The following is a 23,699-nucleotide window of genomic DNA, read 5'->3' on the forward strand; positions in this document are numbered from 1 at the left end:
TGGCTATTATTTTACCCTTTCACGCAATATTTTAATAGAAAATACAAAAATAATTGCGGCACTAAAGTACATAATTGAACCAAATGATATAGGTGATGATGGCGATATTGCTGATAAATGCCCCATCATAATGTCATTTAAGAACCAAGCTAATCCAAATCCTGCTCCTGCTGCACCCATTGCTTTACCCTGCTCTTTATCCGTAACTGCCGCAGATATCATTGATAACAATGCTGTATAACAAATTAACTGTGCAGCAGATAGCACTACAGCCAGTAACCATTGTACTCCTTGGCTAGTTAAAATAGAAACTAGCGCAAAACCTATACCACAAATAACAGCCGATCTGACAAAAGCAACTTGCTTTGTTGATTTAGCAAAAATTTTAGGCTGAATTGTTATACTTGCAATAGCTGTAGATAATCCCATAACAGCATAGAAAAGACCTGTCATTGATATACTATAATTGTAAGTTAAGTTTAAGAAGAGTGCCACACCTTGACCATAGAATCCCCAAGCACATTGTATAAGTAAATAAACGACTCCTATTAGCCTAACTCTTTTATCTGATAATAAAAACGATATAGTTTTATATATTGTTCCTAGTTCAATTACTAAACCAGGGTTTTTAGGCAGATCTTTTTTCATAATTATTGTAATAAATACAATATTAATAAGAGATAGTACAGCTGCAAATATAAATGGTATTATGTGATTAATACTCATGACTGAAACAAAACTAGTTACAATAGGCCCAACTACAAAACCTAAAGATGCTGCCATTGTAATATACCCTAGATTTTTGGATTTTTCTTCTTCTGAGGATATATCAATAACTGCTGCTTGAGCGATCTCAAAAGCTCCTCCAGCTAAACCACTAATAAACCTACTTGAAATAAATAGTAAATAATCATGAGAATATATCGCATATGCCGATAACATATATGAAATACATGTTGTTGATAGTGCGACTGTTAATATAATTTTACGACCATATTTATCTGATAATTCCCCTATTATCGGACAGCCTATAAGTAGGCCTAATGGCCAACAAGCTAAAGCTATTGAATAATACCAGTTTTGGAAGTTCCCACCAGGGTCGCCAAATGTGATACATGCTTTACCAAAGAATAAAGATGGCATTATTGGAAAAACTAAGCCAGCCCCCATAATATCAACAATAATTGTTACTATAAGCACCGGAATTAAAACATTCCTTGAGTGAAGATTCATAATATATTAAACCTCATATAAATAAAAATGTAATGATAAAATTTCAAGGCTACATAGTATCCTAAAGATTCTATTTAATCAATATTTTGAAATTTGTAAAATATAATTGTATTCTAAAGATAACCTTTTTAGAGCATTAAGAAACATATTGATATAAAAAGTAAAACTTTCATCTTTGTGATTTAAAATATCCACATCTTTTAATAAAGGTAATATATGTTTCTCAAAGCGTAATAACTCCGTATAACTTATTCTTTTCCTAGCTTTAATATCATTAGAAATATCTGTTAAAGATTGCATAATATATTTCTTAAACTCAAAAAATGCAGGTTCTTTATCTAAAATTTCTATAGTTTTGGGATCAAATGATGCTTCTATATATTCATACATAACAATCATATATCTATATAGCCTACGTATATAAAGACTCATTTTTTCAAATTCACGGACATTTTTAGCAGATTTTTCATACTTTAACTCTTTAATGAGAGTTAGGTGTTTAGCAAACTCATGAAAAATACTCTCTCTAAGCTTCCTATGCGAATGATTACGCTCGATAAAAAGAATATCAAAAAAATCATGTATTTGATAAATTGTTTTGGCAAAGCTCTCTTTAAGTCTAGTCTCAGCCCTTATAGGCAAGATAAATCTATTTACAATTAAGGAAATTGTTATACCTAAAGATATCTCTACCGCTCTATATATAGCAGTTTGCAAACTAGGTTGTTGATTTAAAATTATAATTAATAGAGTAATTCCAGCTAAAGTTCCTGCATAGCTATATTTCGAAGCCCCTGCAACGTAAACTGCTAAGAATATAAATGGTAAAACTAATGTTACCTGAGAAAATCCAACAGGAATTATTGCTGTAATTATTATTGCAACTATAGCTCCAACAACTGTACCTAAAAACCTCATAAGAGCCTTATCTAATGCTCCCCCTAAGTTTGGCTGAGTTGACATAACAACTAATATGGTTATTACAATCCATAAATACATTCTTTGAATATCTAAAGCATCACCTAAAAAACGGCCAAGTGAATATCCTAGCATCACAGCAATAGATGCTTTAAGAGCGTTAATTTTCGCATACTTATTACTATTTAAAAAAGCAAATTGCATAAAGTCTGAGAAGCAGTATAAAATTTATCTTAATATTTTAACATAAAGAAAATTCTTGATATCGAATAACTACAGCTAAACTTACATAATCAACATGCTAAAATAAAATCCTTTCTTTAATAGCTTTGTTTGCTAAAATACTTAGCTGTTAAATTATCACTTTCGTAGATCTTTAAGGGTTTCTTTCATAATGGTAAAAAAAGATAGTAAAATATTTCTACTAACATTAGCTTTTTTAGCAATGTTACCTCCTTTTGCTGTAAACACTTATGCTCCAGCAATTCCTAATATTGCCAAACATTTCAATATTCACCCTAATGATGTAATTTTTACATTTACAACATATTTCATAGGATTCTCAATCGGTATGCTCTTATGGGGATCTCTATCTGACAAATATGGCAGAAAGCGTTGTCTAATCTTAGGAATGTCACTGTACATAATAAGTACTTTACTATGTGCTCATAGCCAAAGCTTCTCACAGCTTGCAATATTTAGGCTAATCCAAGGTCTGACAGATTCATCAGGAACTGTAATAGCATTAGCAATAGCCAGAGATTGCTATAATGGCAAAAAATTGACAACAACTATAGCAAGCCTATCAATAATAATGCTAATCGCACCTATGATTTCACCCATGATTGGAACTGGATTGATAGTTCTAACAGCAAGTTGGCAAAGCTCATTTTACTTTTTATTTATTTTTGGAATAGTGCTACTAGCTCTTTGTAGTATAATGCCCGAGACACATCCTATTGAACAAAGACAAAAATCTATAAAAAAATTATTCACAGCTTATTTCTGTCATTTTAAAAATATAAAATTTATAGCATATACTCTCTGTTCTGGACTATTATTTGCTGCTTTTTTTAGTTATGTTGGAGCATCTTCAATAATCTATCTAAAAGTTTATAATACTGGGTATGTTTTATATATGCTCTACTTTGCTATAACTGTAATAGGATTAGTCTTAGCAAACTTCACTTTAAAAAAACTTAGTGAATCCTTCCCACTAAAAGCATTTTCATATGCTGGACTTAGCATTTCCCTTACTGGTGTATTAATGATGCTGATACATAATTATACTGGATTTAACCATGCATACATTTTTATGATTTTAATGCTAATTATATGTTATGGCGTAAGTTTAAGCTCAACATCACTATTAAGCGAATCTTTACAGCTAGTCTCTGTTAACTTTGGAGCTGCTACAGCGCTAAATAACTTCTTTAAATTCTCATTAGCAGGATTTGCAAACTTTATAATGAGCCTTTCGGCTGGACATAAGCTATTATCAAACCTTCCCATACAACAGTTAATTATTATACTAATTACAATAGCTATATTGTATTTAGCAAAGCTTTCAAGAGAACCTAACGATAGTTAAATCCTCTGTCTTACAGTCTCATATAAGGCTATACCAGTAGCTACTGAGACATTTAAGCTTGAAACCTCACCAAACATTGGTAATTTAGCTAAAAAATCACAACTTGCTTTTGTTCGCTGGCGCATACCGCTACCTTCTGCACCTGCAATTATCGCGATAGAATCACTTAAGTTCATATCATATAAACTCTCGTCTGCCTCACCAGCTAAACCAATAATCCAAACACCTTGCTCTTTTAGTTTTTCAATTGCTCTAGCTAGATTGGTAACTACAATTATTTTTGTATGTTCAGCAGCCCCACAAGCAACTTTTTTAACTGTTGCATTTATTGGTGCACTATTATCTTTAGGTACAATAATAAAATCAACTCCAGCAGAATGGGCACTACGAATACAAGCTCCAAAATTATGAGGATCTTGAACACTATCTAGTATTAGAACAAAAGCATTTTTATCACTAGGAATTAAACTTTCGATATCCTTTTCTGAATAAGTCTTAAAATTGTTTTTTTCTATCGCAAAAATATTTTGATGATTAACATCTTTTCTAATACGGCTAGGTAATGCTTTAAAATTATCAACAAAAGTGATTTTAATATCTTTTGATTTAGCATTAGCAATAATACTTTCAATCTTATGATTGACATTTTGTTTTTTAAATACAATCACTTCTTTAGCTTGATTTGACTCAACCAAACTATCTACCGCATGTATTCCATAAATTAAACTACTCACTTATGCCTCCACAAGCTCAACTAGCTTTTCTCTTAAACCATCAAATGAGCCATTACTCATCATAACAATCTGAATATTTCTATTTTGATGTTTAGTTATTAAGTTTTTAATATTTTTAATAAAATCTTCCACACTAGTCATAAAACTAACATTATTCGAGTTTTTCAAAAGCTCTTTAGCATCCCATTTTAATAGGCTGTGATTATATAAAAGTACTTGATCTGCCCCAACTATTGCCATAGGAAGATTATCTTTGTTATCACCTTGTCTCATAGTATTTGAACGAGGATCAATTAAAGCTAAAATATAAGCTTTTGGATCTTTGTTACGCACAGCTTCTATAGTTAGCTTTATAGATGTTGGGTGATGTGCAAAATCATCATACAAAGTAATATTATCTTTGTTAGATAAAACTTCTAAACGCCTTTTGACACCTTTAAAACTCGCTAAAGCTTCTTTAATATAATCATCTGAGATATTTAGCTGTTTTGCTACAGCATAAGCACTCATAGCATTTAATGCATTATGTTGACCTATTAATCCCCACGAGATATCTACACCTTGCTTATTATTACTTAGCTTAAACTCAGAAAAATCAGGTAAATTCTCACAAATATGAATATCTTCAGGCGAATTAACTTTTGTAGTTCTAGACCAACAGCCCATTGCTATAATATTTTGTACATTTTTATCTATTGCATTATAAATAATATTGGCATTAGCTGGCATTTTTCTAATAAGCTGATGAAACTGCCAATATATCGCATCTATATCTTTAAAAATATCAGCATGATCATATTCAATGTTATTTATAACTAAAATACTCGGATCATAGTGTATCAATTTTGAACGCTTATCAAAGAATGCTGTATCATACTCATCTGCTTCAATAACGAAATATTCAGAATCAGTATAACGAGACGAAACCCCAAAATCACTACTAACACCACCAACCAAAAAGCTAGGATTTAAACCTGCTTGTTCAAGTATCTTTATAGTCATCGTTGTGGTAGTGGTTTTACCATGAGTTCCAGCTATCGCAATAACTTTTTTATATTTAAGAATATTTTGATATAACCACTCAGGACCTGAGAAATAATTTAATTTTTCTTCTAGGATTCTTTCTATTATTGGCACACCTCTAGTCATAATGTTACCAATAATAATTTCATCTGGATTTATATCTAATTGTGAACAATCAAATCCTTGTAATATTTCGATTCCTTGGGACTCAAGATAAGTGCTCATCGGAGGATAAACATTAGTATCAGAACCTGTGACTTTATAACCTTTTTGTTTTGCTAAAACTGCAAGAGATCCCATAAAGGTTCCGCAGATACCTAAGATATGAATATGTTTTGACATTAATCATTTTAAAGATTTTTCAATTAGCTAAATTATAACAGTTTATAAATTTTAAATATACTTGTAGTTTTTTATACAGTTTCTAGTCTAAGCAACAATTGTTGTGATATAGATTATCTTGGTATTATGTAAATTATTATTTATACTTATATCAATATTTTGGTATTCTAAGGATGAATTATGTTTATAGAGTTTGCACTTAAAAGTGAAGTTCTTAAATTTGGAGAATTCACTCTAAAATCAGGACGTATAAGTCCTTATTTTTTTAATGCTGGCTTGTTTAACTCTGGTAATCAACTTGCAACATTAGCAGATTATTACGCCCAGAAAATTGCTCAAAGTAATATTAAATATGATATTTTATTCGGTCCTGCATACAAAGGAATACCTTTGGTCGCTGCTATTTCAACAGTTTTAGCTCTTAAATATGATATAGATATCCCTTATGCCTTTGACCGTAAAGAAGCAAAAGCTCATGGCGAAGGTGGTATTTTTGTTGGCGCTAATATGACAGATAAAAAGGTTTTATTAGTAGATGATGTAATGACAGCTGGCACAGCATTCTATGAATCATATAATAAGCTTAAAACAATAAACGCAAAAATTGCTGGCGTTATATTGTCTATTGACCGCCAAGAAAAAGCTAAAGATAGTGATATCTCAGCAACAAAAAAAATCTCTCAAGACTTTAATATACCAGTACTAGCAGTAACAAATTTTGAAACTATATTTGAGTACGTTAAAGAAAATCTTGATCAAGAAATGATTAACAAATTTAAAGATTATCGTGAAAAGTATGGCTCATAATAAAGATATATATATAATCGCAGATTTACACCTAAATATTTCTCATACTGAAACTGCTGAGATATTTAAAAAGTTCATAGAAAGTATCTCATCTGAAAATAATTGTCTTTATATTCTCGGTGATTTTTTTGATTATTGGATAGGTGATGATCATACAGATGAGTTTTATCACCAAATTACGGGATACCTAAAACAAGCACATGACAAAGGTTTAGAAATCTTTTTTATGCATGGAAATCGCGATTTTCTAATTGGTAAGAAATTCACTCAACAAACTGGTGTTAAATTAATCAAAGATCCTTATTATTTAGATATCGCTAATAAAAAAATAGTTTTAGCTCATGGAGATCGCATGTGTGGTGATGATAAAAGCTATTTGTTTTATAGATCTTTAGCTAGAAATAGGGTTTTACAATTTATATTTTTAAGACTGCCATTATTTTTTCGCCAAAGATTAGCTAAAACAGCTCGTGGCCATAGCTATTCTAAAAATACACAAAAGCCTAATATTGATGTAACTACTAAAGGCATCAATAAATATCGCAAAGACTGTGATATTGTAATCCATGGTCATACGCATAAAATGGCAATACATATTGCTGATGAGTATACTAGGTATGTATTAGGAGATTGGTTTAAAAATGGTAATTATATAAAAATATCTAAAGATGGAGATATTACTCAAGTAACTAGTATCAACTAAATACTATGATAAATAAGGAATAAGGTAATGTTTAAAAATTTGCTAATCATTTTTTCTAGTCTAACTGGACTATCATCTATCGCAATGGCTGCAGATTATAATAACTATCAAAATTCTGCTGGAGCGATTCTGCTTCCTATAATAATATTTCTAATCTTCTTTGCTATTTACATATTTATTTCTGTTAGATATATTATGTCGCAACAAAGCTTATCTAATGCTTATAGTGATGCAAATCAAACAGATAAAATTAGTGGAGCTTGGTTTTGGACTCAACTAGTACCATTATGGAATATGGTAGCTATTATCGTTTGTGTTACTAAAATATCTGAACAGGCAAAAACTTTCTCTAAGAATACCGGTGCAACGGCAATTTACAACCCAACTTTGTTTTATTGTTACTTTGGTATTAGCTTCTTATCTATGATTCCTTTAATTGGCTTAGTTGCAATTTTAGCCTCTTTTATTCTTTGGATTATATTTTGGGTAAATCTATCTTCTTCAAAAAAACAGGTTCTTGATCACATGTCTCAAAAGTGTTGATTTAATGACTCGCAATCGTTCCCTGCGAAGGCTGGAATCTTTTAAATAGTCAGGAGATCCCCGTGTCCACATTCGACTACGCTCAGTGACCGCGAGGATGACAATGATTTTTTATAGAATTCTTTCTATTATTGATAATATTAAATTATAGTTTTCAAATAGATTCTACGAATAAGTCGTAATTTATATATTTTACTGAATTAAACTAAACATCAAAAGCCTTTGAATAAACTTCACAGAGCTCACTCATGGATTTATCTATTGATACTTTGTGCTGCTCTTTATCCAATAGCTGCTGTAGAGATTCTGTTGGAGCAACTTCTATATTTAATACTGGCTCAATTACAGATTCAAACTTAGCAGGATGTGCAGTAGCTACAATTATATAATCTTTGTTGCTATCACTTTGCTTTCTAGCTACAAAGCCAGTTGCTGTATGAGGACAAACAACTTCGTTATATTGCTTATAAACTTGCTTTATTTCATCCTTTATCTCAGAATCTGATACACACGTAGCCTTTACATTATTTTTGAAATTCTCATAATTACCTAGTAAATATAGTAATCTCTCAAAGTTGCTAGGATTACCTACATCCATAGCATTTGCTAAAGTCTCAACACTTGCTCTTGGATTAAATTCACCTGTATTTAAATAGTCTATGACAGTATCATTTGCATTTAAGCTCATTGATATTTCATCGATAGGAAAGCCCATTTGTTTAGCCCAAAAAGCAGCTGTTATATTACCAATGTTTCCAGATGGTACGATATAGTTAGCTTTTTTACCTGTTTTTAAGAAATACTGCCAAGATGTATATGCATAATAAGTTGATTGCGGTAACAATCTACCTATATTTATACTATTTGATGTATTTAATTTTGTCTTATCTGTCCACCAAGATGTTTTAAATGCTTCTTTTACCAATGTCTGACAGTCATCAAAAACACCCTCAACTTCTACAGCTTGGATATTATCACTCCAACAAGTTATTTGTTTTTCCTGTCTTTGAGAAATTTTACCTTGAGGAAACATTACTACCACTCTGATATTACTCTTACCATGAAATGCCGCTGCCACAGCAGATCCAGTATCACCAGAAGTCGCAACTAAAATAGTAAAAGGTTTATCACTATCTATAGAACTTAAGCAATTTGCTAAAAACCTTGCACCAAAGTCCTTAAATGACAAAGTTGGACCATGAAAAAGTTCTAAAACAGAAGTATTATCATCCAATCTTTTTACTGGCACAGCAAAAGTAAATGCATTCTTACAAATTTTGTCTAATGAACTTTCTAACTCATCACCCTCAAAAAACTCTCTTAATGTGTTTGCCGCAAACTCAGCATAGCTTATATTTTTATCAAAATTCTGCCAATCAACTGTTGGGAACCTTTCTGGGACAAATAATCCACCATCTGGAGCTAAACCTGACTGCATAGCTTCGCTTAGTGAAACTTTAATATCTTTATCTCTTGTACTAATAAAATTCATATATAACCTTTATTATTTCTTCTCTAGTAAATATGCGCCTTTTTCACTCATAGAGCTAATCCAGCTATCAGATTTTAAATTAAATTCATTAAATTTATTTTGCATAGATTGAGCAACTTTTGCAATATTATCTTCTGTTGCCAGTGCAAACATTGTAGGACCAGAACCTGATATCCCACATCCAAGCGCACCAGCTTCATATGCGGCAGCTTTGACATCATAAAATCCTGTGATTAAATTTGCTCTTCTTGGCTCAATAAGTATATCTTTTAAGTTATTGCTTAATAAATCTAAATCTTTCGTATATAAAGCACTTATTACAGTTGCTAAAGACGCGCTATGCTCAACAACTGTTGATAAACTATATGGTTCTTTTAAAAGTTCGCGGGCTTGTTTTGTCTCAATTGATAAATCAGGACATACAATAGCAACTTTACAATCAGCAATTGGTAATTGTATTTTTCTGCATGGTTTTGAGCTTTGTAATAAAACTAAACCACCAAACATACAAGGCACTGCATTATCACCATGAAAAGCACCAGTTATTAAGCTTTCCCCATAGATAGCATAATCTATTAGCTCATCATAAGTATATGGCTTTTCAAAAAAAGCATTCATAGCCACCAATGCTGCTACTGAAGATGCCGCAGAGCCTCCCATACCTGATCCAAGAGTTATCCCTTTATTAATATAAACATCAAAGCCTATATTTATATCTTTATCAGCTAGGAATTTTTTAATAACAGCTGTAGCAACATTTTTATCACTATCATATGGAAGCTTATCGGCTCCTGTTGTACCAGTTATTTGCTTTATAACTAAGTTATTATCATCCCTTTTAATAAGCTCTATAGTATCGCCCACGCCTTCTAGAGCAAAACCTAAAAGATCATAGCCAACCGCAAAATTAGCACTAGTAGCCGGTGCAAAAGCTTTCGCAGACTTTATATTAGCTAGTTTCATAGTTATTTTTCTCTTATTACAGTTATAACATCTGCATAAACACCTGCAGCAGTAACCTCAATACCAGCACCAGCTCCTTGGATAACCATTGGTTGAGTGTATCTTTGTGTATTTATCATTACGATATTATCTGTGCCTTTAACGTTAGCAAAAGGACTAGTTTCATCATAAGCCTGAATACCTACACTTGCATTTCCATTTTCTATAGATCCTAAATAATGAACGCCTGCAAGATCCTGTTTTTTATCATTTATTTGCTTCATTATCTGGTCATTAAATGTTGGTAGCTTTTCAAAGAACTCTTCAACACTACAATCTCTTAGCTCCTGGGGAACTAGATTCTCTATAGTCAAATCATTTAGACTAAGATTTAAACCTATCTCTCTTGCTAGAATGATAGTTTTTCTCGCGACATCCATACCAGATAAGTCTTGACGCGGATCTGGCTCTGTATAACCAGCATCATATGCCATTTTTACAGCATCTGAGAATATTACTCCATTATTTAGCTGAGTAAATAAATAGCTTAATGTCCCAGAGAAAATACCACTGATAGATTTAACTTGGTCACCACTTTGCACCATATTTTGTAAAGTAGTAATAAGTGGTAAACCTGCACAAACGTTTGTCTCATAAAAAAACATCGAGCCACTTTTATTAGCTGTTTTTCTTAACTCTTGATAGAACTCATAATTGCCAGAGTTTGCATATTTATTCGGTGTTACAACACTAATACCTTTTTGTAAGAAATTAGTATAACTTTTCGAAACAGCTTCACTTGCTGTAGCATCTATAACAATTTTCTTAACTGCTGAGGCACGAGACATAAACTCTGCTAATTTCTCTAAATTTACTGGCTCAACATTTTCCTCAAGCAAATTATCGATATTTTCAAATAGTAAGTTTTCATATACAACTCTCATCTGTCTAGAGTTAGTAGCACCGATAAGTACAAGGTTTATACCTTTTTCATACCATTTTTGATAAGTTTGTTTCATCTGCTTGATAAACTCTTTACCAATATTCCCAGCACCAATTACCACAATAGCAATATCATCACTTATAGTATTATAATGGCGATGCATCGCTTGGACACCACGGTCTTCATCTTCTGATTTAACAGCAAAAGTAACACTTCTCTCAGATGATCCTTGAGCAATGGCATGTATATTTATATTTGCTAATTTAAGGGAGTTGACTAGCTTTGATAAAGAGCCTGTTATTGACTTCATACCTTCACCAACTGCAGTGATTAGAGAATAATGTTTTTCAACGATAATATCTTCAATAAGATTATTTCTTATCTCTTCTTCAAACTCACTTCTTAAAACCTCTATTGCTCGGTCACTACTTGAGTTCTCAACTGCAAAACATATAGTATATTCTGAGCTTGCTTGAGATATCATCATCACAGATATCTTAGCTTTATCAAGAGCTTTAAACACTTTAAGAGAGATGCCAGAGACTCCGATCATACCAGCACCTTGAACTCTAACAATAGCAACATCTGGCACACTAGTTAAACCTTTTATAAGTCCTTGATTTTCATCTTTATCTGCACTTATTTTTGTACCACTTTCATCTGGTGCATAACTACTTTTTATATATATAGGAGTTTTTTCTAGAGCCATTGGTGCAATAGTCAAAGGATGTACTACTGAGGCACCAAAATATGCTAACTCTAGAGCTTCTTTATATGTTAATTGAGTTAATGGTTTTGCTTCTGGCACAACTTGCGGATTTGCACTATAAACACCGGCTACATCTGTCCAAATATATAATTTACTAGCCTGCAACATTTTTGCAAAAATTGCTGCTGAATAGTCACTACAATTTAGTCCTATAATAGTTCTTTTGCCATATTTATTTTGAGCTATAAATCCTGTTATTACATATACATTTGCAGGGTTTTGTTTTTTAATAGCATCTAGTTTTTCTAAACTTGATTGCCAATCAACAGTAACAGGAGAATGACTATCATTAACAATCAAACATTTCGAAGCATCTATAAAAAATGCATCTTTATCTTTTGATTTCAAATATGCTGTTAAAATACTCGCTGACCATATTTCACCAAAACCTAAAATAAAAAATCTTAAATTATCTGCACAAAAGTTTGTAATAGTAATAGTACTTAAAATATGTTTTATATTACGTAAATCTGCAACTATTGAAGCTTTTAGATTTTCATCTTCTGGGATCAATTCTCCGATAATTTCACGATGATGATCTAAAATTGTATTAAGAGTCTCATCATAGTCATTACCAACTATTGCTTGATCTATAGCCTTTTGTAAATTACTAGTAGTTTTTGCTGATGCTGAAACCACCACTGCTTCATCATTACAATCTATAATATTCGATACATTTTTTATTTTTTCTGCTGTAGCGAGACTACTACCTCCAAACTTATGTACTATCATGCTTATCCTTTCGCTTTAACAAATATTAAATTAGTTAGTTTTGTATTATACTTGATCATTAAGTTTTATCACTAGTAATTATGGAGGATTTTATGCTTAGAGTTGGTTTTATTGGTTGGAGAGGAATGGTTGGCTCTGTTTTGATGTCTAGGATGGTTGAATCAAAAGATTTTAATGACATATCCCCAACGTTTTTCTCGACATCTCAGGCTGGACAAAATCCAACGGGATTTATGCAAAAATATGGGGTATTACAAAATGCTTTTGATATTGAACAGCTAAGCAAAATGGACATATTATTAAGCTGTCAAGGTGGTGAATATACTAAAGATATTCATCCAAAACTTAGAGCTAGTGGTTGGCAAGGTTTTTGGATAGATGCTGCATCTACTTTGCGTTTAGATGAGAATAGTACTCTAGTTTTAGATCCTTTAAATCAAGACCAAATAACTAATGCTATACGTGATGGTAAAAAAGATTTTATTGGCAGTAACTGTACAGTTAGTTTAATGTCTCTTGCAATTGCAGGATTATTAAAAGAAAATCTTATTGAATGGGTTAACTCTAGTACTTACCAAGCTATTTCAGGTTCAGGTGCTGCAGCAATGCAGGAGTTATTAGAACAAGCTTCTTTACTAAATAAAGCAGATGATTTAAACCAAGATATCCTAACAAGAGAAAAGACTCTACGCGAACTATCAAAAGATGATAATCTAATACCTCAGCAAAAGACAGGACAAACACTTGCTTATAATCTTCTGCCTTGGATAGATGTTGCTATGGATAATGGTCAAACTAAAGAAGAATATAAAGCAGCAACTGAACTTAATAAAATCCTTGATACTAAAAAAACTATTCCCGTTGATGGTGTATGTGTCAGAGTGCCTAGTCTAAGATCTCACTCACAAGCACTAACGATAAAGCTTAAGGAAAAGCTAACTATCGAAGAAATTAAAGAGAAAATCTCTAAAGGTAATCAATGGGTTAAGGTAATTGAGAACAATAAAGAAGATACTTTAAAAGATCTAACACCTCAGGCAACTTCTGGAACTCTTGATATTGCTATTGGACGTATTAAATCATCTTTATTAGCTGATGATATATTTCATTGTTTTACAGTAGGTGACCAGCTACTTTGGGGCGCGGCTGAACCTCTAAGAAGAGTTTTAAATATAATCAAAACTAAGATCTAATAAAACTACTCCCAAACATACCCCTTTGGTAAATTACAAGAAACTCCTTTTTGACTTAATACTACAGATTTCATTTTTGTAATAGGACAACTACAAGTCGCATACTCTTTTGAGCCCTTTTCATACTTACAAGGCTGTGTCATACAACCAGCTACATCGATATTTTGGCACTTAACTCCTTGACCTGGCTTAGCAATATCATAATCTTTATTCATAGCAAAACCATATGTAGAAATTAGATCTGCTCCAGGTATGAAAGAAATACTATCATCATTACTATTTTGTTTAGCTATATACTTACATACAGGTGCTTCTACACCTTTACATTTACCACTGCCATCTGGTTTGCAGGTTGATAGATTTTTACATTTAGAGCCATCTTTGCCACATACTGCTACAGTCTGATAATATACCCCAAGGTTCATAATACCATCAATATTCACATAATTTGGTCCTTTAAATACCTTACATCGGCAATTTGCAGTTTTACCATCTTTAGAAACCTTACATGGTAGCGCTTGATTATTTGGATTTATCCCAGTTGGAGATAGCGGTCCTGAATAGTGACAGTTAGCATATGTAGCATTAGCACAGTATAACTGTTTTGTCTCACTAGTTGCACCTCCTCCTGACCAAGCTGAACCGTGTTTTGTAGGTTTGCATAATGTTGGATAAAATGGGCTATTAGTACAATTATCACCACAGAATGGCTTTACACTATCACACAGCTGCTGAGATTCAAATAATGGATATTTAACAATACTATTACCAAAAACTAAGCATCCTGAAAAAATAAATACTACTGCAAAAAAGATCTTTCTCATAAAATTAACCTATATTTTGTTTTATAAAAGCGACTACTTCTTCCATCTTATAACTTCTAGCACCTTTGACTATTATTTTAGCCTCAGATAGCTGAGATTTTTTTATAAAATTTAGCAAGTCATTATTTAAGTTTTCCTTCGACTCATAATAACTTACTCTATGATCATTCGCTTGCTTAAGTACACAACTCATTAGCTGACTATCTCCAAATAGATATACCCTATCTAAATTTGCTTGCTTTAACCACTGCCCCATTTGTCTATGATAATTCTCAGCCTCATCACCTAGCTCTCTCATAGAGCTTGCAACAAGTATTTTCTTACCTTGAAAATCAGTCAAATCATCAACAGCAGCTTTCATTGCAGCAACACTAGCGTTATAAGTATCATCAACTAAAGTTAATTTATCAGTTATTTTCTCACTAGTAAATCGTCCTTTGTAGCTCTTGATTTTTTGAGTATTTGATAAAAATTCAGCTGGCTCAATACCTGTAGCAACTACGCTCGCTATAGCTAATATACTATTCAGTAAATTATGCTTACCAATATTAGGTAACTTATAGTTATATTCTTTATCAAATATTCTAACTTTAACATCATAATACTCTGATGATACTTGGTAATCTAGAAGTAAAATATCAGCAGATTTATTACTCATTGAACAGGTTATCTTATGACAGTCCAACTTATTTACATAAGTAGGAATTCTTTCATCATCAAGATTTACTACACAATAGCCATGGCTAGGTAATGCCTTCAAAAGCTCGCCCTTTTCTATCATCACACCATCTAAAGTTTTTAGATTTTCTAAATGGCTTGCTCCAACATTTGTAATCATAGCGATATCTGGTTGAATAATATCAGCAGCTGCTTTTATCTCACCACCAACATTTGTACCTGCTTCAACTACTGCAAAATCAACATCTTGTGATGTTTCTAATATTGTCATTGGCACACCAAGATAGTTATTAAAATTACCTTGAGTGAAATGCACTTTTTTACCAGATAAAAGAGTTACAATCATCTCCTTTACTGTTGTTTTCCCACAGCTTCCTGTTAGAGAAATTATCGGCATCTTTAATGATTTACGATATTCTTTTGCTAAAGCTCTTAAACCTTTGATAGTGTTAGCACAAACTACTTGCGGAATATCTAAGTCTTGTTTTTTTGAAACTAAAAGCGCTTTAGCACCATTTTCAATAGCACTTGGAATAAATTCATGTCCATCACGACTAGCTACAATCGCTACAAATAAAGCATCTTGTTTTATTTCATTTGAGTTAATAGCTACTGTTTGAATTAAAATATCTTCACCGATATATTCTAAGCCTGCTTGTATCGCTAGCTGTTTTAGTGATTTGATCATTTAATATCCTATAATGAGTAAATAGTTGTAAAATCATTAATTTGTAATTTTATCAAAAATAGTATTATTTGTTACTATTACTATCTATATTTGCAAGTTTATTAACATCATCAATAAATTCCCTAAATAATATAGTATTTTCTGCTTTAAAATTAAACTCTTCTAAAACTTCGAGTGTCGATGCTATAGCTGTATTTATTGATGAAGATAATATAAATGTAAATTCAGAGTTACTTATTAAAGATCTATTTAATTTAATTTTATCATCCTCAAAGTGTTTAGACGCAAGCGCCGTAATATTGCCATGAGTATGTCGACATAAATAATTATAAACTGTTCTATAAAAATCCAACTCGCCCACTTTCTCAAACTTTTGATATATTCTAATATGCTTTGACTTGTCGTTATCTTTATAAAGCTTTTTTAACCTATTTTGAACATCATTTTCAAACTGTAATCCATAATACTTATTATTTGGACTAAAATTTTCTAAATATTTTTTTTCAGATTCTCTTTCAGATTGTATTAAAACATCAATAAAAGAATCGTCTTGAACTAAGCATTTTAAATCTATATATGTCTCAATTGTGCTTCTCATTAGAATTTGACTTGAAGTATATCTTGAGTTTCTAGCTAGGAAAAGTAGTTCTTCAGTTAAAGAATTAATTCGTGCCTCTAACACTAATATAAATTTTTCTTTCTGATTTTTAAATTTAATATCCGAAAATAACTTATCTCGTGTCAGGATAAACTTATCCCAAATTTCAAAATATCTATATTCCATTAACATTATATCTTATAGAAACACATAATCCTTAAGTTTAAAATAAGCTACTAATAAATACCATTTAGAAATTAACTTTCTCAGAGTCTAAAGTTACAAAACTCCCGGGAGTTGAGCTAAATCTAACCGAGCTACAACCAGATAGAATCAATAAGCTAGAAAATAACAAAGTTAATGTTTTAAGCATTATCTATTAGAGAAAAGCTATATATAAAAATCATTATAAAGAAATCTTAGACTAAAAACAAAAAGCATTACTTATACTTATTGACAACTTCTCGTTCATCAAAATATTCTTTGACGCCATTTTTATCTAAATAGCATTCATGACCTTTTCCAGCTAAAAGAATAATATCGCCAGCATTAGATTTCTCAATTACATATTTGATAGCATCCCTACGCGATGGAATAAACTTATGCTGATCTACATTATTAAAGCCTTTTTTTATATCGCTAAAAATATTATCTATATTTTCAAATCGGTTGTTATCTTCTGTAACAATAACCTTATCAGCATATTTTTCAGCAATTTTAGCCATCTCAGGTCTCTTTGTGGTATCTCTATCTCCACCACAACCAAAGATACTCCATAAAGTATTTTGAGAATAATTTTGTAGTGTTTGCAAAGCTTTTTCTAGAGCATCAGGGGTATGTGCATAATCGATTATAACCTTAGCTCCATTATCTAGCTGGATAACTTCCATACGCCCTTTTACAGGCTGGATATTAGCTATATTCTCTAAAAGTTGTTCTCTAACAAGATATCCATCTAAAGCAGCAAAACTTAAAGCTAAATTCATTAGGTTAAACTCACCAACTAGAGCTGTTTGATAAGTCCCAAGATATTTCTGAGAAGCATACAACTCAAAACTTGTTTGCATATTTTCAATAGTTTTTATTTTCAAATAAACATCTGCTTGTTTTGATCTCATACTCACTGTTATAACTTCACAACTACAAAGATCACAAAGCTTTTGACCATAAGCATCATCTATATTTATAATTGCTTTTTTTAAGCTCTCAAACTGAAATAGTTTAGCTTTTGCTTCAAAGTAACTCTGCATAGTTTTATGGTAATCAAGATGTTCATGACTAAGATTACTAAACACCGCAATATCAAAATCTAAACCTTTAACACGCTTCTGATCTAATGAGTGGGAAGATACTTCCATTACTAGATTCATTAATTCTCCTTCAGATTGCTGAGCGGAGTCGAAGTATGAAGGGGTGGATTGCGGAGGTAGTTTTGGTTTATCTTGGCGAGATCCTGAATCAAGTTCAGGATGACAGTAGGATTGCTCTGGATAATAGCTATTTATTTGACCATATTGGTTTATTGTTTGATACAGCGACAGGATATCAAGTGTAGTATGAGAGCTTTCTTTTAAGTTGGGATAAATACCATTACCATTTGTGCCTAATAATAATGATTTCTGAGCATTTAAATCTAAAAGTTGTGCAATATAATTAGAAATTGAAGTCTTACCATTTGTACCAGTTATACCTATGATATTTTTTGGCTTTTTGTAGTCATAAAACCATATAGCTAAACTTGCTAGCTTATTCTTTAAACCCTCGACACAAAAGATCTTATCCCTATCCTCAAATTCAATACTATCAGTTAAAACTAAATTAACTCCTTTAGAAATAACAGTTTCAATATACTTATTTCCATCTGTTGTTTGACCTTTTAGCGCGACAAAAGCTGATTGACTATCGCATTTACGACTATCTAGATAAAGTGACTCAATTTGAAAATCACTTTTAGATAAGTATTGAATACCAAGAAACTCCAATATTTGACTGATAGATCTCATAGTTAACCAACCCAACGTGTCATTCTATGGCTTGACCATAGAATCTATTCAAATTTTAACAGATATATGGATACTACGGTCAAGCCGTAGTATGACAGATTAGAAAATTACTTTTTAAAAGCTGGAAAACCTAACCTTTCTCTAGCATTATAGTATTCTTTAGCAACTTCTAAAGCTAACTTTCTAACTCGCAAAATATAACCCTGTCTTTCTGTAACAGATATTGCATGACGAGCATCTAGCAAGTTAAAAGTATGTGAAGCTTTCAATACAAATTCATAAGCAGGAATAGGAAGATTCTTCTCAACTAAACGATAGCCTTCTTTTTCCAACAAATCAAACTGTTTAAATAGCTCTTCTACATTTGCCTCTTCAAAATTATAAGTTGACATTTCAACTTCATTTTGTAGAAATACATCACGATAGTATAAAGGCCCATTTTGAGTATTTGCCCAAAGTAAATCATACATACTATCAACATTTTGTATATACATTGCAAGACGCTCTAGACCATATGTAATCTCTCCCATCACAGGTTTACATTCAAGTCCACCAACTTGTTGGAAATATGTAAATTGCGTGATCTCCATTCCATTTGACCATACTTCCCAGCCAAGTCCCCAGGCACCTAATGTTGGCGACTCCCAGTTATCCTCAACAAAACGAATATCATTTTCCAAAGCATCAATTCCTAGCTCTTTTAGTGAACCTAAATATAGCTCTTGAATATTATCTGGTGATGGCTTCATCACAACTTGATATTGATAATAATGCTGTGTACGGTTTGGATTCTCACCATAGCGACCATCTGTAGGTCTTCTAGATGGTTGAACATAAGCCGCTGTCCATGGCTCTGGACCTATCGCTCGTAGAGTTGTAGCTGGATGAAAGGTACCAGCACCTACTTCCATATCTAATGGCTGAATAATAGCACATCCTTTAGATGCCCAATAATGATGTAACTTTAAAATAATCTCTTGAAATGTAAGCATACTAATTAAAAATTTCACATAACTATAAATTTGTAAAAGATTCTATCATATTTGGGTGTTAATAAATATTATATAAAAATATCTATCTTGCATTATCTATAAGAATTTAATATATAAAATTTCTTATTCTACTAAAGGATCTATTAACTATCTATTTAGAGATAGTCGCTTTTATTTACTTTACTTATCTTGTTTGTCATATAAAATTGCTATTATATAATTTTTAAAATATAAGAAATATAATTTTATGAAAATAGCTATTAATGGCGCAGGAGTTGCGGGATTATCTCTAGCCTGGTGGCTTGAAAAGTATGGCTTTGAAGTAACTGTTTTTGAAAAAAAGCAAAAACTACCAACCGAAGGATATCTTATTAATTCCTGGGGATCTGGATACGAAGTATTAACAAAAATGGGGTTATTATATAACATAAAAGAAAAGGCTATCGAATTAAAGTATTTAAAATGTCATGACAATACAGATAAAAAATCTACTCCTATAAATATTTCATCAATAATAAAAAATAATTATGGCAAATTTATCAGTATTAAAAGAGTTGACCTTCTTTCTATAATTTATGGTAATCTTGAGAAAACTAATGTGGTTTTTGGCACTCACATCGTTACCTTTGAAGAAAATAGTGACTCAGTTATTATAGAACGCTCAGATGGTAAAAAAGAATCTTTTGATATATTTATAGGTGCAGATGGTTTTCACTCTCATACACGCTCTATAGCTTTCGATAAAGATGAATATAATGAAGTTGATATAGAAACTTGTATAGCTTCATTCTATAGCTATAGCTCTAAACTAAATACTAATAACTCTTATGATTTATATCTAGATAAAGATAAACAAGTCTCATTAATATCCTTAGGTAATCAAGAAACTATAGTTACTTTTGCGTTTGATAAATCTCTGATTACAAAGAAACCAGAAACACTAGAAGAGAAAAAAGAGATTCTATTATCATTATTTAAAGACTTTGATGGTAAAGTACATGAGGCTTTAAAAGGTATTAACAACGTTGATGATATATTTTTTGATAGTGTTGGCCAGGTGAAAATGGAAAATTGGCATAAAGGTAGAGTAGCCTTAGTAGGAGATGCTTCAAGTGCCCCTTCATTACTAGCAGGTCAAGGCTCAATATTTGCATTATGTGAAGCATATATTCTTGCTGGAGAATTACATGAGTCTAAGGGTGACTATGCAACAGCATTTGCAGAATGGCAAAGAAAGTTAAAAGATACTATCGACTTAAAACAAGCTAATAGCCTAACTAACTTATCTTTATTTATTCCTGAAAAAATATTTTTAGAATATATTTCTCCTTTAAGAGGAAATCTTACATCAGTTCCTATATTTAATCAGATTTTTGGTGCAGAAATATTAAAGTATACAATTGACCTACCTATTTATATATAATCACCCGATTAATTTTCATCTTCTTATTTGAACTAATTTAAGCTTTTTTGATATATAAGCAATAGCAAATATTGGATACCATCCAAAAAAGTATATATGTAAATATAACTAAGCCATCCAGAACTTGTTTCAGGATCTCAATGAAATCAATACTTATAGAGAGGGATGCTGAAATAAATCCAGCATGACATTTTTATTTATAACTAACTCTTTCCTTACTTTTTGGATAATTTGTCACGTTTAAGATTTCGTGTGTTTTAACGCATTGCCTGTCCCTACAACTTGTTATACGTATTTAGAACTCAATTACAGGCTGAATTATAGTTTTGCTATATGGAATACAAGAACAATTTTTGTTAAAAACCTCAAGAGCGTCAGTACCAAGCTGAACATTGGAATTCTCTTTACACCAAGCACATTCACTCTCGTCACCAGCCAATAGTAGAGTAAATTTCTTTATCCCTATACGAGAGGCTTTGGCAAAACTATCTTCTCGGGACTTTGCCATTGCAGCTTTATAGTAAATATCAGAAAGAACTGCTTTAGGGTTACTAAGTTTTAACCCATCCTTGTTAAGAACTTGGACAACCTCTTTTGTTATAACTTGCCTTGGATTTAAGCCTAGAGCTTTCTTTTCATCAGAACTAAGCTTATTTTCTGTTTTTGTAATATTGATCTCATGATTCAAGTGCTTCATTACTAAATCATAAGAATCTTCCTTAAGATATGGAGAGTCTTCTACCTCGGCCTTAAAGTATTCTTGAATAGGTACATCTGTTGAGACTACCTCCTGAGGGCTACTTTCGCTCTTTGAAAAAAACGTTTTTAGTTTATTAAACATAATTACTCTCGTGTGTTCTCGTATAACTCCAATTATAATTATATATTTCTACGCATTCAAATTATCTTACAATAGTTCAGCCCTAACTACATATAGGTTATATATGATAATCCCATCTATATATAAAATATTTAAGCAAAAGAGGCTATTAATCTAATCTAGATATAAATTGGTACAACCCATCAAAATCAACTAGTTTCCATTGCCAATTTGGCGAGCCAACTGTACCAGGAGTATTTAGTCTAGCACTGCTATCTAACTCAAGAATATCTTGCACTGGCAATATTACATATTTAGCGTCACAATGAAGCAAATACTTAATAATTTTTCTAAAAATATTTCTATCATTAGCTCTAAAGTAACGTTTTAAAAGTTTTCTTTGGTATCTATTTAGCTCATCAAAATACCAACCTTTTAGCGTATTATTATCATGAGTTCCTGAGTAAGCAACAATATTTGCATCTTCAATAAAACTACCAGTCTTCAGATCAAAGTGAAAAGGAAAAACCTTCATCCCTTTTAAATTATAATGATCGCGTAGCTCTAATACTTCAGGACGTAAATCTCCAAGATCTTCAGCAATAATATTTGCATTAGGTAATTTCTCAAAAACAGTATCAAAAAACTTATATCCTGGAGCTTCTATCCATTCACCATTGATAGCTGTCTCAGCACCTGCTGGAATCTTCCAATATGTATCAAAGGCTCTAAAATGATCAATCCTAACAATATCAAATAGCTTAAAATTTCCTTTTAAACGTTCTATCCAAAATTCAAAGCCAGTCTCTTCTAATCTATCCCAGTCGTATAATGGATTTCCCCATAACTGTCCTGTTGCAGAGAAGAAATCTGGTGGAACTCCAGCAACAAATGTTGGATTTTGATCTTTATCTAATAAAAATACATCTTGATATTCCCATACATCCGCAGAGTCAAAACCTAAATAAATAGGTAAATCTCCCATGACTTGTATAGAATTTTGATTGGCGTATTCTTTTAGCTTAAACCATTGCTTATAAAATACATATTGTAAAAATAGTTCATAATCAATATCTGACTGATATTCTTCAAGCTCTATAGATTTATCCTTTATCCAATTTTTATACTCTTGTGGCCAAAGATTCCAAGCTTGATTATTATTAGCTTTTCGAAAAGCTTTAAAAATAGCATAGTTTAATGCCCAACTATTTTCATCAATAAACTTTTTATATTCTAGTTTAAGACTCTCATCGTTAGATGCTTTGAAGTTTTCAAAAGCTTTCTGCAATAATTTATCTTTATGCAACCTAACTACTTCGTAATCAACTTTATCTAAATCAGCATTACAATATTTGATATCAGATTTATCTAGTAAACCTATCTCAACTAAACTATCAATAGCTATATATATTTCATCACCAGCAAATGAAGAGCTAGATTGGTATGGTGAGTTTCCATAGCCTAACGGTGTAAGCGGTAATACTTGCCATATCTTAATATTTGCTTGTTTTAAGATATCTACAAATTTATAAGCATTTTTACCTAAGTCGCCAATACCAAAGTGACTAGGAAGACTTGATATCGCTAATAAGACTCCAGTTTTTTCCACAAAAAACTCCAATATAAATTGTCATTCTATGGCATCGACCATAGAATCCATTGATAATTCAGTCAATGAGGATGGATACTACGGTCAAGCCGTAGTATG

At 31.7% G+C, this 23,699-nt stretch carries 20 protein-coding genes; 6 read left to right on the forward strand and 14 right to left on the reverse strand.

Annotated features, from left to right (window positions below):
- Window positions 1-6: 6 nt before the first annotated feature.
- The gene (locus F7310_RS07910) at window positions 7-1,233 is read right to left on the reverse strand and encodes an MFS transporter (RefSeq protein WP_072713044.1); all 1,227 of its coding nucleotides are present in this window, start codon (window positions 1,231-1,233) and stop codon (window positions 7-9) included.
- A gap of 78 nt (window positions 1,234-1,311) precedes the next feature.
- Window positions 1,312-2,355, reverse strand: coding sequence for an FUSC family protein (locus F7310_RS07915; protein ID WP_072713045.1), 1,044 nt, complete (start codon window positions 2,353-2,355; stop codon window positions 1,312-1,314).
- Between the two features lie 190 nt (window positions 2,356-2,545).
- Between F7310_RS07915 and F7310_RS07920 the strand changes: the two genes are divergently transcribed.
- Window positions 2,546-3,742, forward strand: a complete 1,197-nt coding sequence (locus F7310_RS07920) for a multidrug effflux MFS transporter (RefSeq protein WP_072713046.1) — start codon at window positions 2,546-2,548, stop codon at window positions 3,740-3,742.
- Here the strand turns inward: F7310_RS07920 and rlmB are convergent.
- Both rlmB and mpl read right to left on the reverse strand, forming a co-directional pair.
- A complete protein-coding gene (gene rlmB / locus F7310_RS07925) occupies window positions 3,739-4,476 on the reverse strand; it encodes a 23S rRNA (guanosine(2251)-2'-O)-methyltransferase RlmB (protein WP_072713048.1) in 738 nt (245 codons plus the stop codon). The two genes, F7310_RS07920 and rlmB, sit on opposite strands and share 4 nt — an antisense overlap.
- Window positions 4,477-5,841 (reverse strand): UDP-N-acetylmuramate:L-alanyl-gamma-D-glutamyl-meso-diaminopimelate ligase, encoded by a 1,365-nt coding sequence (gene mpl / locus F7310_RS07930; RefSeq protein WP_072713050.1) that lies wholly within the window; start codon window positions 5,839-5,841, stop codon window positions 4,477-4,479.
- 180 nt (window positions 5,842-6,021) lie between these two features.
- Between mpl and pyrE the strand changes: the two genes are divergently transcribed.
- From pyrE to F7310_RS07945, 3 genes are read left to right on the forward strand one after another with little or no spacing between them, the layout of a single operon-like run.
- Window positions 6,022-6,648 (forward strand): orotate phosphoribosyltransferase, encoded by a 627-nt coding sequence (gene pyrE, locus F7310_RS07935; protein ID WP_072713051.1) that lies wholly within the window; start codon window positions 6,022-6,024, stop codon window positions 6,646-6,648.
- Entirely contained in the window at window positions 6,638-7,351 is a 714-nt protein-coding gene (locus F7310_RS07940; protein WP_072713053.1) for a UDP-2,3-diacylglucosamine diphosphatase, read from the forward strand. Before pyrE ends, F7310_RS07940 begins: the two co-directional genes overlap by 11 nt.
- A gap of 27 nt (window positions 7,352-7,378) precedes the next feature.
- Entirely contained in the window at window positions 7,379-7,894 is a 516-nt protein-coding gene (locus tag F7310_RS07945; protein ID WP_072713055.1) for a hypothetical protein, read from the forward strand.
- Between the two features lie 205 nt (window positions 7,895-8,099).
- Here the strand turns inward: F7310_RS07945 and thrC are convergent, their stop codons facing one another.
- Genes thrC through thrA form a run of 3 tightly spaced genes read right to left on the reverse strand, consistent with a single transcriptional unit; the run spans window position 8,100 to window position 12,772 of the window.
- Entirely contained in the window at window positions 8,100-9,386 is a 1,287-nt protein-coding gene (gene thrC, locus F7310_RS07950; protein ID WP_072713057.1) for a threonine synthase, read from the reverse strand.
- Window positions 9,387-9,398: 12 nt separating this feature from the next.
- Window positions 9,399-10,349 (reverse strand): homoserine kinase, encoded by a 951-nt coding sequence (locus tag F7310_RS07955; protein WP_072713059.1) that lies wholly within the window; start codon window positions 10,347-10,349, stop codon window positions 9,399-9,401.
- Window positions 10,350-10,351: 2 nt separating this feature from the next.
- Window positions 10,352-12,772 carry a bifunctional aspartate kinase/homoserine dehydrogenase I gene (gene thrA / locus F7310_RS07960; RefSeq protein WP_072713060.1) on the reverse strand — a complete coding sequence of 807 codons (2,421 nt, stop codon included), beginning with the start codon at window positions 12,770-12,772 and terminating at the stop codon, window positions 10,352-10,354.
- 92 nt (window positions 12,773-12,864) lie between these two features.
- On the opposite strand from thrA, the gene asd reads away from it, so the two are divergent.
- Window positions 12,865-13,965: an aspartate-semialdehyde dehydrogenase gene (gene asd / locus F7310_RS07965; protein ID WP_072713062.1), complete on the forward strand. Its 1,101-nt coding sequence runs from the start codon at window positions 12,865-12,867 to the stop codon at window positions 13,963-13,965.
- A 5-nt stretch (window positions 13,966-13,970) separates the two neighbouring features.
- Here the strand turns inward: asd and F7310_RS07970 are convergent, their stop codons facing one another.
- The 5 genes from F7310_RS07970 to glyQ all read right to left on the reverse strand — a co-directional run bounded on the left by F7310_RS07970 (window position 13,971) and on the right by glyQ (window position 19,748).
- Window positions 13,971-14,789 (reverse strand): hypothetical protein, encoded by an 819-nt coding sequence (locus tag F7310_RS07970; protein ID WP_072713063.1) that lies wholly within the window; start codon window positions 14,787-14,789, stop codon window positions 13,971-13,973.
- Between the two features lie 4 nt (window positions 14,790-14,793).
- Complete coding sequence (locus tag F7310_RS07975; RefSeq protein ID WP_072713065.1) at window positions 14,794-16,155, reverse strand: UDP-N-acetylmuramoyl-tripeptide--D-alanyl-D-alanine ligase; 1,362 nt, start codon at window positions 16,153-16,155, stop codon at window positions 14,794-14,796.
- Between the two features lie 64 nt (window positions 16,156-16,219).
- On the reverse strand, window positions 16,220-16,939 hold the full coding sequence (locus F7310_RS07980) for a DUF5677 domain-containing protein (protein ID WP_072713066.1): 720 nt from the start codon (window positions 16,937-16,939) through the stop codon (window positions 16,220-16,222).
- A 254-nt stretch (window positions 16,940-17,193) separates the two neighbouring features.
- Window positions 17,194-18,756 (reverse strand): Mur ligase family protein, encoded by a 1,563-nt coding sequence (locus tag F7310_RS07985; RefSeq protein WP_072713068.1) that lies wholly within the window; start codon window positions 18,754-18,756, stop codon window positions 17,194-17,196.
- Window positions 18,757-18,863: 107 nt separating this feature from the next.
- Complete coding sequence (glyQ, locus tag F7310_RS07990; RefSeq protein WP_072713070.1) at window positions 18,864-19,748, reverse strand: glycine--tRNA ligase subunit alpha; 885 nt, start codon at window positions 19,746-19,748, stop codon at window positions 18,864-18,866.
- A 247-nt stretch (window positions 19,749-19,995) separates the two neighbouring features.
- On the opposite strand from glyQ, the gene F7310_RS07995 reads away from it, so the two are divergent.
- Window positions 19,996-21,171 carry an FAD-dependent monooxygenase gene (locus tag F7310_RS07995; RefSeq protein ID WP_072713071.1) on the forward strand — a complete coding sequence of 392 codons (1,176 nt, stop codon included), beginning with the start codon at window positions 19,996-19,998 and terminating at the stop codon, window positions 21,169-21,171.
- A gap of 295 nt (window positions 21,172-21,466) precedes the next feature.
- Here F7310_RS07995 and F7310_RS08000 read toward each other — a convergent pair whose 3' ends face one another.
- Together F7310_RS08000 and malQ are read right to left on the reverse strand one after the other, a co-directional pair.
- Window positions 21,467-22,012, reverse strand: a complete 546-nt coding sequence (locus F7310_RS08000; protein WP_072713073.1) for a hypothetical protein — start codon at window positions 22,010-22,012, stop codon at window positions 21,467-21,469.
- Window positions 22,013-22,160: 148 nt separating this feature from the next.
- Window positions 22,161-23,600, reverse strand: coding sequence for a 4-alpha-glucanotransferase (malQ, locus tag F7310_RS08005; RefSeq protein WP_072713075.1), 1,440 nt, complete (start codon window positions 23,598-23,600; stop codon window positions 22,161-22,163).
- Window positions 23,601-23,699 lie beyond the last annotated feature (99 nt).

Origin of the sequence: Francisella uliginis, assembly GCF_001895265.1 — a bacterium.
Lineage (GTDB): Bacteria > Pseudomonadota > Gammaproteobacteria > Francisellales > Francisellaceae > Francisella > Francisella uliginis.

Excerpts from the sequence above, each read along its gene's own strand:
- glyQ (WP_072713070.1), bottom strand. The coding sequence starts at position 19,748 with ATGCTTACATTTCAAGAGATTATTTTAAAGTTACATCATTATTGGGCA.
- F7310_RS08000 (WP_072713073.1), bottom strand. The coding sequence starts at position 22,012 with ATGTTTAATAAACTAAAAACGTTTTTTTCAAAGAGCGAAAGTAGCCCT.
- F7310_RS07955 (WP_072713059.1), bottom strand. The coding sequence starts at position 10,349 with ATGAAACTAGCTAATATAAAGTCTGCGAAAGCTTTTGCACCGGCTACT.
- F7310_RS07940 (WP_072713053.1), top strand. The coding sequence starts at position 6,638 with ATGGCTCATAATAAAGATATATATATAATCGCAGATTTACACCTAAAT.
- pyrE (WP_072713051.1), top strand. The coding sequence starts at position 6,022 with ATGTTTATAGAGTTTGCACTTAAAAGTGAAGTTCTTAAATTTGGAGAA.
- asd (WP_072713062.1), top strand. The coding sequence starts at position 12,865 with ATGCTTAGAGTTGGTTTTATTGGTTGGAGAGGAATGGTTGGCTCTGTT.
- thrA (WP_072713060.1), bottom strand. The coding sequence starts at position 12,772 with ATGATAGTACATAAGTTTGGAGGTAGTAGTCTCGCTACAGCAGAAAAA.
- F7310_RS07975 (WP_072713065.1), bottom strand. The coding sequence starts at position 16,155 with ATGATCAAATCACTAAAACAGCTAGCGATACAAGCAGGCTTAGAATAT.
- mpl (WP_072713050.1), bottom strand. The coding sequence starts at position 5,841 with ATGTCAAAACATATTCATATCTTAGGTATCTGCGGAACCTTTATGGGA.
- F7310_RS07920 (WP_072713046.1), top strand. The coding sequence starts at position 2,546 with ATGGTAAAAAAAGATAGTAAAATATTTCTACTAACATTAGCTTTTTTA.
- F7310_RS07985 (WP_072713068.1), bottom strand. The coding sequence starts at position 18,756 with ATGAGATCTATCAGTCAAATATTGGAGTTTCTTGGTATTCAATACTTA.
- thrC (WP_072713057.1), bottom strand. The coding sequence starts at position 9,386 with ATGAATTTTATTAGTACAAGAGATAAAGATATTAAAGTTTCACTAAGC.
- F7310_RS07945 (WP_072713055.1), top strand. The coding sequence starts at position 7,379 with ATGTTTAAAAATTTGCTAATCATTTTTTCTAGTCTAACTGGACTATCA.
- F7310_RS07980 (WP_072713066.1), bottom strand. The coding sequence starts at position 16,939 with ATGGAATATAGATATTTTGAAATTTGGGATAAGTTTATCCTGACACGA.
- F7310_RS07970 (WP_072713063.1), bottom strand. The coding sequence starts at position 14,789 with ATGAGAAAGATCTTTTTTGCAGTAGTATTTATTTTTTCAGGATGCTTA.
- F7310_RS07915 (WP_072713045.1), bottom strand. The coding sequence starts at position 2,355 with ATGCAATTTGCTTTTTTAAATAGTAATAAGTATGCGAAAATTAACGCT.
- F7310_RS07910 (WP_072713044.1), bottom strand. The coding sequence starts at position 1,233 with ATGAATCTTCACTCAAGGAATGTTTTAATTCCGGTGCTTATAGTAACA.
- F7310_RS07995 (WP_072713071.1), top strand. The coding sequence starts at position 19,996 with ATGAAAATAGCTATTAATGGCGCAGGAGTTGCGGGATTATCTCTAGCC.